Source organism: Streptomyces otsuchiensis (genome assembly GCF_004305975.1).
In the GTDB taxonomy this organism is placed as follows: domain Bacteria; phylum Actinomycetota; class Actinomycetes; order Streptomycetales; family Streptomycetaceae; genus Streptomyces; species Streptomyces otsuchiensis.
On the sequence record NZ_BHZI01000323.1, the window covers coordinates 1 to 6,081 of the forward strand.

The following is a 6,081-nucleotide window of genomic DNA, read 5'->3' on the forward strand; positions in this document are numbered from 1 at the left end:
GGCGGGGATGAGTTTCGGACACCGTCTACCCGCGTCACGTCATAGACATGTCAAAACCGGGTCCCGTCATTGGCCTGGGCCGGTGGAGCCGACGGCGCTGGTGGTGCGGGAAGCGGCTCGGGAGCACTCCGGGGGCGCCTCGGAGACACCGGGCGCCCCCGAGGCGGACAGAGCCGTCAGCCGTGAGCCGTGAGCCGTGAGCCGTGAGCCGTGAGCCGTGAGCCGTCAGCCGCCGGCGGGGGCGGCGCCGGTGATGCGGTGCAGCGGGTAGGTGCGGACCTCCTCGGCCGTGTGGTCGAAGGCGGTCACGAAACCGCCCTCCACCCGCACCGGCGCCAGTACCCGCTGTCCGGCCACGCCGTCCGCGCCTACGTACCCGATCCACACCAGTGAGCCGTCGCCGACGGCCGTGCGCAGCGTGGTCAGCGTCTGGGCCGGGTCGGTGCGGGGCAGCCGCGACGGCGGGTCGGCCGGAGGCCGTCCGCCTGCACCGGGCGCCGCCCCGGCGGCGTGGTCGCCGGAGCGGATGGCGCGGACGGCGGCGGTCAGCAGCGAGTCGTCCGTGCCGGGCGGGCCGTCCGGCACCGGGTCCGGCGCGGACCTCGGCGGGGTACGGCGCGGCTCGGCCGGTCCGTGCAGCGAGGTGCCGCCGTCGCCCTCGGCGGACGGCGCGTACCCGCACTCGCGGAGCCGGTCCAGCAGTTCCTCGCCGCCGACCGGGCAGATCACCACCGTCGGGGCGATGCGGCGCAGCCGCAGCGGCTCCAGCCGACTGTCGGCCAGCAGGTGGTCGAGCGTGGTCTCGTCGTCACAGGTCAGATAGCCGGCGGCGGTGCCGGCCCGGAGCCGGCCGTGCCGGCGGGCCACATCGTCCACCAGGTAGCTCAGCGGCTGGGGGACCGGGGTGCTGGAGCGTTCGCTCAGGAACATCTGCAGCTCGGCCGCGCTCCACCCGGCGTCGAGGGCGCGGCGCACCGAGGCGGGGGTGAAGCGGTAGACGGTGGCGCCGCCGGTGGACTCCACGTCGGCCGCGGCGGCCAGCGTGCGGGCCAGTTCACGCAGCAGCGGGCCGGGGGCGACGGCGGTCATGTCGGCCTGCAGCAGGAAGTGGTCCAGCGGCTGCGGCAGCAGCGGGGTGAGCAGTTCCGCCGCCGAGGCCGCCGCCGCGCGTTCGTCGACGGGCACCGGGCGCAGGGCCTCGGCGGAGCGGACGGCGGCGGCGACGATCTCCGCGTCCGTGTCCGCGGCGGCGTCCGTACCCGCGTCCGTACCGGCGATCTCCGGGCCGGGCCCGTCATCGCCGGCCGACTCCCGAGCCGCGGCCTCCCGCTCGGCGGTCTCCACGCCCGTGGTCTCCACACCGGCGCTGGCCGACAGGGCAGGGACAGGGGCAGGTGCCGGGGCCGCGCGGCCCGCGGCGATCAGCGGCCGGGCGTACCCGGCCAGCGCGCCACGCGCCGTCACCCCCAGGTGCTCCGCCTCGGTGAGGACCGAGGAGCACAGCAGTTCGCGCAGGTCGTCGGGCATCCGGCGCGGCCCGAGCCAGCGCAGCCGCTCACGCAGCGCCATCGGCTCCGGCGCGGTGCCCGGTTCCACCTCGGCGAGCAGGCCCAGCACACGGCCGCGCAGTTCGGCGGCCGGTCCGCGGTCCAGACCGGGGCCGAGCGCGGCCAGAGTGCGCTCCCCGCCCCGGCCGCGGGCGGCGCCCGACTGCGGGGCGCGTTCGCCGATCAGGGCCGGGACCCGGGTGCCGGTCAGCCAGGCGCCCACCAGGTGCGCCCAGCGCTCGCCCGGGGAGCCGCGCAGCCAGTCGTCGGAGGCGGGGGTGGGCGCGTACCGCTCGTCGTTCTCGCCGTCGCCCGCGACCAGCCCGGCCGCGTAGGCCAGTTCGGCCCAGAACGCCGCCTCCGGCTCCGGTACGTCCAGGCCGACCGCGGTGCGCTTGAGGTCGCGGACACCGAGGCCGCCGGTGCGCAGCACCGCCGGGGGTTCCCGCTCCCACAGGGCGAGCAGCGACTCCGTGATGCCCAGGGCCAGATGGGCCTGGCCGGCCGCGGTGGTGTCGAGCTGTCCGGGGGCGTAGACCGCGCGGGGCGTCAGCTCCGGCGGTTCCGCGCACAGGCGGCGGTGGGCGCGGCCGTCGCGCAGGGTCAGGGCCACCTCGCGGGGGAGCACGACGGTGCCGGGCGCGGTCGGCACCAGCAGCGCGTGGTCCAGCAGCCAGCGCAGGTGGGCGGCGGGCTGGGCGGAGACCTCGCCGTAGGGCGGTCCCCAGACCAGCCGTTCCAGCACCTCGTGGGCGCGGTCGGGCGCCTCCTGCAGCAGGACGGTCAGCCGGTCCCGGTCGGAGAGGTGGGCGGCGAGGGCCCGGGCGGCGCCCACGGGGTCGGCGGTGCCCGGCAGTCCGTTGGCGGCGAGCAACTCCTGGGCGCGGCGCGGGGAGAGGGCGCCGACGGTCTCGGTCAGGGACGGGCCGAGGCCGGTGGCGCCGGGGCGCTGCGGGGTGGGGGCGAGCAGTTCCTGGGCGGTGCGTACCAGCCGCAGCGTGTCCTGCCCGCCCCACAGCAGCGCGTGGGAGCGGAGGGTCGCGACGGCCTGCGGGAGCCGGTGCTCGGCGCCGGGCAGCAGCGCGGCCAGGTCGTCGTAGCGGCAGGGCGGGCCCGCCATGGCCAGGGTCTCGGCGGTCTGGAGGGTGAAGGCGTCCAGCCGGTCCAGCGCGCGCTGGACCGAGGCGCGGGTTCCGGCGCGGGTGGCGAGCTGCGAGAGGTCGCCGGGCAGGGGGGACAGCAGGTCGGGCCGGGCGTGCAGCAGCCCTGCCAGATCGGTGTCCGCGCGGGCGCGCAGCTCGTCGGCGAGGGTGCGGGGGCTGCTGCTGGGGACCGGCGTCATCCGGACCACGGTACCGGTACCTGCCGCCCCCGCCGCCGTCCGGACGGTCCGGACCAGCGGTGGCGCGCCGCGCGGGGCGCCGTCCCGGCGGCCGGCGGGGCATCCCGAAGGGCCGCCCGAACGCCGCCACGGGTCGGGCGGGGCACGGCCGGTGGGGCCCGGGAGGGGTGTGGCTCAGCCGAAACGGCCGGTCACGTAGTCCTCGGTGCGCTGCTGCGCGGGGTTGTTGAAGATCTTCTCGGTGCGGTCGTACTCGACCAGTCTGCCGGTGCGCATGCCCACCTCGTCGTCGATGTCGACGCTGAAGAAGGCGGTCCGGTCGGAGACGCGGGCGGCCTGCTGCATGTTGTGGGTGACGATCACGATGCTGTAGGTCGACTTCAGCTCGTGGATGAGGTCCTCGATCTTCAGCGTGGCGATCGGGTCGAGGGCGGAGCAGGGCTCGTCCATCAGCAGCACGTCGGGCTGGACGGCGATGGCGCGGGCGATGCACAGCCGCTGCTGCTGGCCGCCGGAGAGGGCGTGGCCGCTGTCCTTGAGCTTGTCCTTGACCTCGTTCCACAGCCCGACGCGTTCCAGGGACTGCTGCACCAGTTCGTCGAGGTCGCCGGAGTAGGCGTTGAGCCGGGGGCCGAACGCCACGTTCTCGTAGATGGACTTGGGGAACGGGTTGGGCTTCTGGAAGACCATGCCGATGCGGCGGCGGACCTCGGCCGGGTCCACCTCCGGGGCGTAGACGTTCTCCCCGTTGTAGACCAGCTCACCGGTGACGGTGGCGCCGGAGACCAGGTCGTTCATCCGGTTGAGGCAGCGCAGCAGCGTGGACTTGCCGCAGCCCGACGGGCCGATCAGCGCGGTGACCTGGTGCCGGGGCACCTTCATGGTGATGCCGTCGACCGCGATGAACGAGCCGTAGCGGACGCCGACACCGCGCAGGTCGAACACCGCGTCCTGGACGGGCTCCCGGGCGTCGGCGGGCTGGACCTCGGTGCGCTCCTCGGGCGGGGGCGCCGCCGTGGCGGCGCCGCCGGCCGGCGGGTGCTCCGGCGCGCCGGCGGTGCGGTCCGCCGTGGTGGAGAGCGGTGCGGTCATGGGTCGGTCCTTTCGGTGGTCGGTCGCGCGGGAGTGGGGCCGGGGTGGCCGGGCGGGGCGGTGCGAAGGTCAGCCGAGCTTGTTGGCCCGCGAGCCCAGCCAGCGGGCCGCCACGACCAGCAGCAGCACGATGACGAAGAGGGACAGCGCCCCGCCCCACGCCCGTTCGATACCGGCCGCGAAGGGCTGCGAGGCGCCGCTGTGGATCTGGAGCGGCACGGCGCCCTGCGGGTTGGAGAAGTAGGTGGTCACCAGGTACTGGGAGCCGAGCGCGGTGAGGATCAGCGGCGCGGTCTCGCCGACGCCGCGCGCCACGGCCAGCATGGAACCGGTGGCCAGCCCGGGTGCGGCGGCGGGCAGCACGGTGGTCAGCACGGTGCGGGACTTGCTGGCGCCCAGTGCGTAGCTGGCGTTGCGCCACTCGTCCGGGACCAGCTTCAGCATCTCCTCGGAGGACCGGGTGACGATCGGCAGCATGATGATGGCGATGGCCAGCGACGCCGCGAAGGCGCTGAACCCGGTGCGGAAGACGGCCGCGCTGGAGATCAGCAGGCCGTAGACGAAGAGGCCGACGAAGATCGAGGGGATGCCGGTCATGACGTCGGTGAAGAACCGGACGAAGGCGGCGAGGCGGCCCCGCCCGTACTCCACCAGGTAGACGGCGGTCGCCAGGCCCAGCGGGATGGCCATCACGATCGCACCGGCCATGATGTAGGCGGTGCCGACGAACCCGGCCCGGTAGCCGGCCAGATCGGTCCGGTAGGTCGGCTCGTCGAGCGTGAAGAAGTTCCAGTTGACGGCGGCCAGACCCTCGCTGCCCACCTTGAAGAGGATGAGGACCAGCGGGATGATCGCCAGCACCATGGCGCCGGTCAGCACGCCCAGCGCGATCCGGTTGGCCACGGCCCGCCTGCCCGCGTTGCCCTGCGTCTCCCGCAGTGAACGGTGCCCCGTCGGGGTGGTCCGCCCGGCGGCCCGGCGCGCGGCCCGCTCCTCCGGCCTCTCGCCCGGCTTCTCGTCCGGCTTCAGATCCTGGGTGGCACTCATACGGCGGCGTCTCCCGCGACTCGGCCGATCCGCCACACCAGCAGGCGGGCGGCGACATTGATGACCATGGTGAACAGGAACAGCGCCACGCCGATCGCCATCAGCCCGCGCACCCCCTCGGGGGTGGCCTCCTTGAAGAGCGAGGCGATCAGGGCGGCCATCGAGTCGCCGCGCTGCAGGAGGCTGCTGTCCCAGCTCTTGGTGGAGCCGATCAGCATCATCACGGCGATGGTCTCGCCGATGGCCCGGCCGAGGCCGAGCATCGTGGCGCCGACGATGCCGGAGAAGCTGGAGGGCAGGATGACCTTCCGCATCACCTCGAACCGGGTGGCGCCCAGCGCGTAGGCGGCGTGCTGCTGGTCGGCCGGGTTGACGGCGATGACCTCGCGCACGATCGCGGTGATGATCGGCAGGATCATGATCGCCAGCACGATGCCGGCGGCCAGGTAACCGGGGCCGAAGACCGGGCCCTCGAAGAGGAAGAAGCCGCCCGCCCACGACTCCAGCCACTCGAAGAACGGGCGCAGCACGTTGGGCACCAGCCAGAACAGGCCCCACATGCCGAAGACGATGCTCGGCACGGCGGCCAGCATCTCCACCGTGTACGACAGCGGGTTGCGCAGCCGGCGCGGCGCCAGCTGGTTGATGTAGAAGGCGATGCACAGCGCCAGCGGCAGCGCGATCACGATCGCGATCAGCGCGGTGACCAGCGTGCCGTAGATGAACGGCCAGGCGCCGTACACGCCGGTGAACGTCTCCGGGTCGCCGCTGCGCGAGGCTCCCGAGACCCACCGGTCGCCGGTGAGGAAGCCGAAGAAGCCCTCGTGCTGGAAGATCGGCCACGCCTCGGTGGTGGTCCGGATGACCATCGCCGCCAGGATGATGAAGACGCTGGTGCCGGTGATGGTGACGAACCAGCGGAACGCCGGGTCGGCCACGCGGCGTCGCTTGCGGGACGTCAGCCCGGGGGGCTGGTCCTCGGGCTTCTGGTCGGTGATGACCGACATCGATCTGCTCCTGGTCGTGTGGGCCGGCCGTGCTCGGGGTGGGCGC

At 74.3% G+C, this 6,081-nt stretch carries 4 protein-coding genes; all 4 read right to left on the reverse strand.

Going from position 1 to position 6,081, the window contains the following annotated elements; translation table 11 throughout:
- Positions 1-225 precede the first annotated feature (225 nt).
- Positions 226-2,889, reverse strand: coding sequence for a helicase-associated domain-containing protein (locus tag E0D90_RS22705; protein ID WP_130799873.1), 2,664 nt, complete (start codon positions 2,887-2,889; stop codon positions 226-228).
- Positions 2,890-3,063: 174 nt separating this feature from the next.
- The gene (pstB, locus tag E0D90_RS22710; RefSeq protein WP_130799874.1) at positions 3,064-3,981 is read right to left on the reverse strand and encodes a phosphate ABC transporter ATP-binding protein PstB; all 918 of its coding nucleotides are present in this window, start codon (positions 3,979-3,981) and stop codon (positions 3,064-3,066) included.
- 69 nt (positions 3,982-4,050) lie between these two features.
- Positions 4,051-5,028, reverse strand: coding sequence for a phosphate ABC transporter permease PstA (gene pstA, locus E0D90_RS22715; RefSeq protein WP_130799875.1), 978 nt, complete (start codon positions 5,026-5,028; stop codon positions 4,051-4,053).
- Positions 5,025-6,035: a phosphate ABC transporter permease subunit PstC gene (pstC, locus tag E0D90_RS22720; protein WP_103504729.1), complete on the reverse strand. Its 1,011-nt coding sequence runs from the start codon at positions 6,033-6,035 to the stop codon at positions 5,025-5,027. The genes pstA and pstC overlap by 4 nt, the downstream gene beginning before the upstream one ends.
- Positions 6,036-6,081 lie beyond the last annotated feature (46 nt).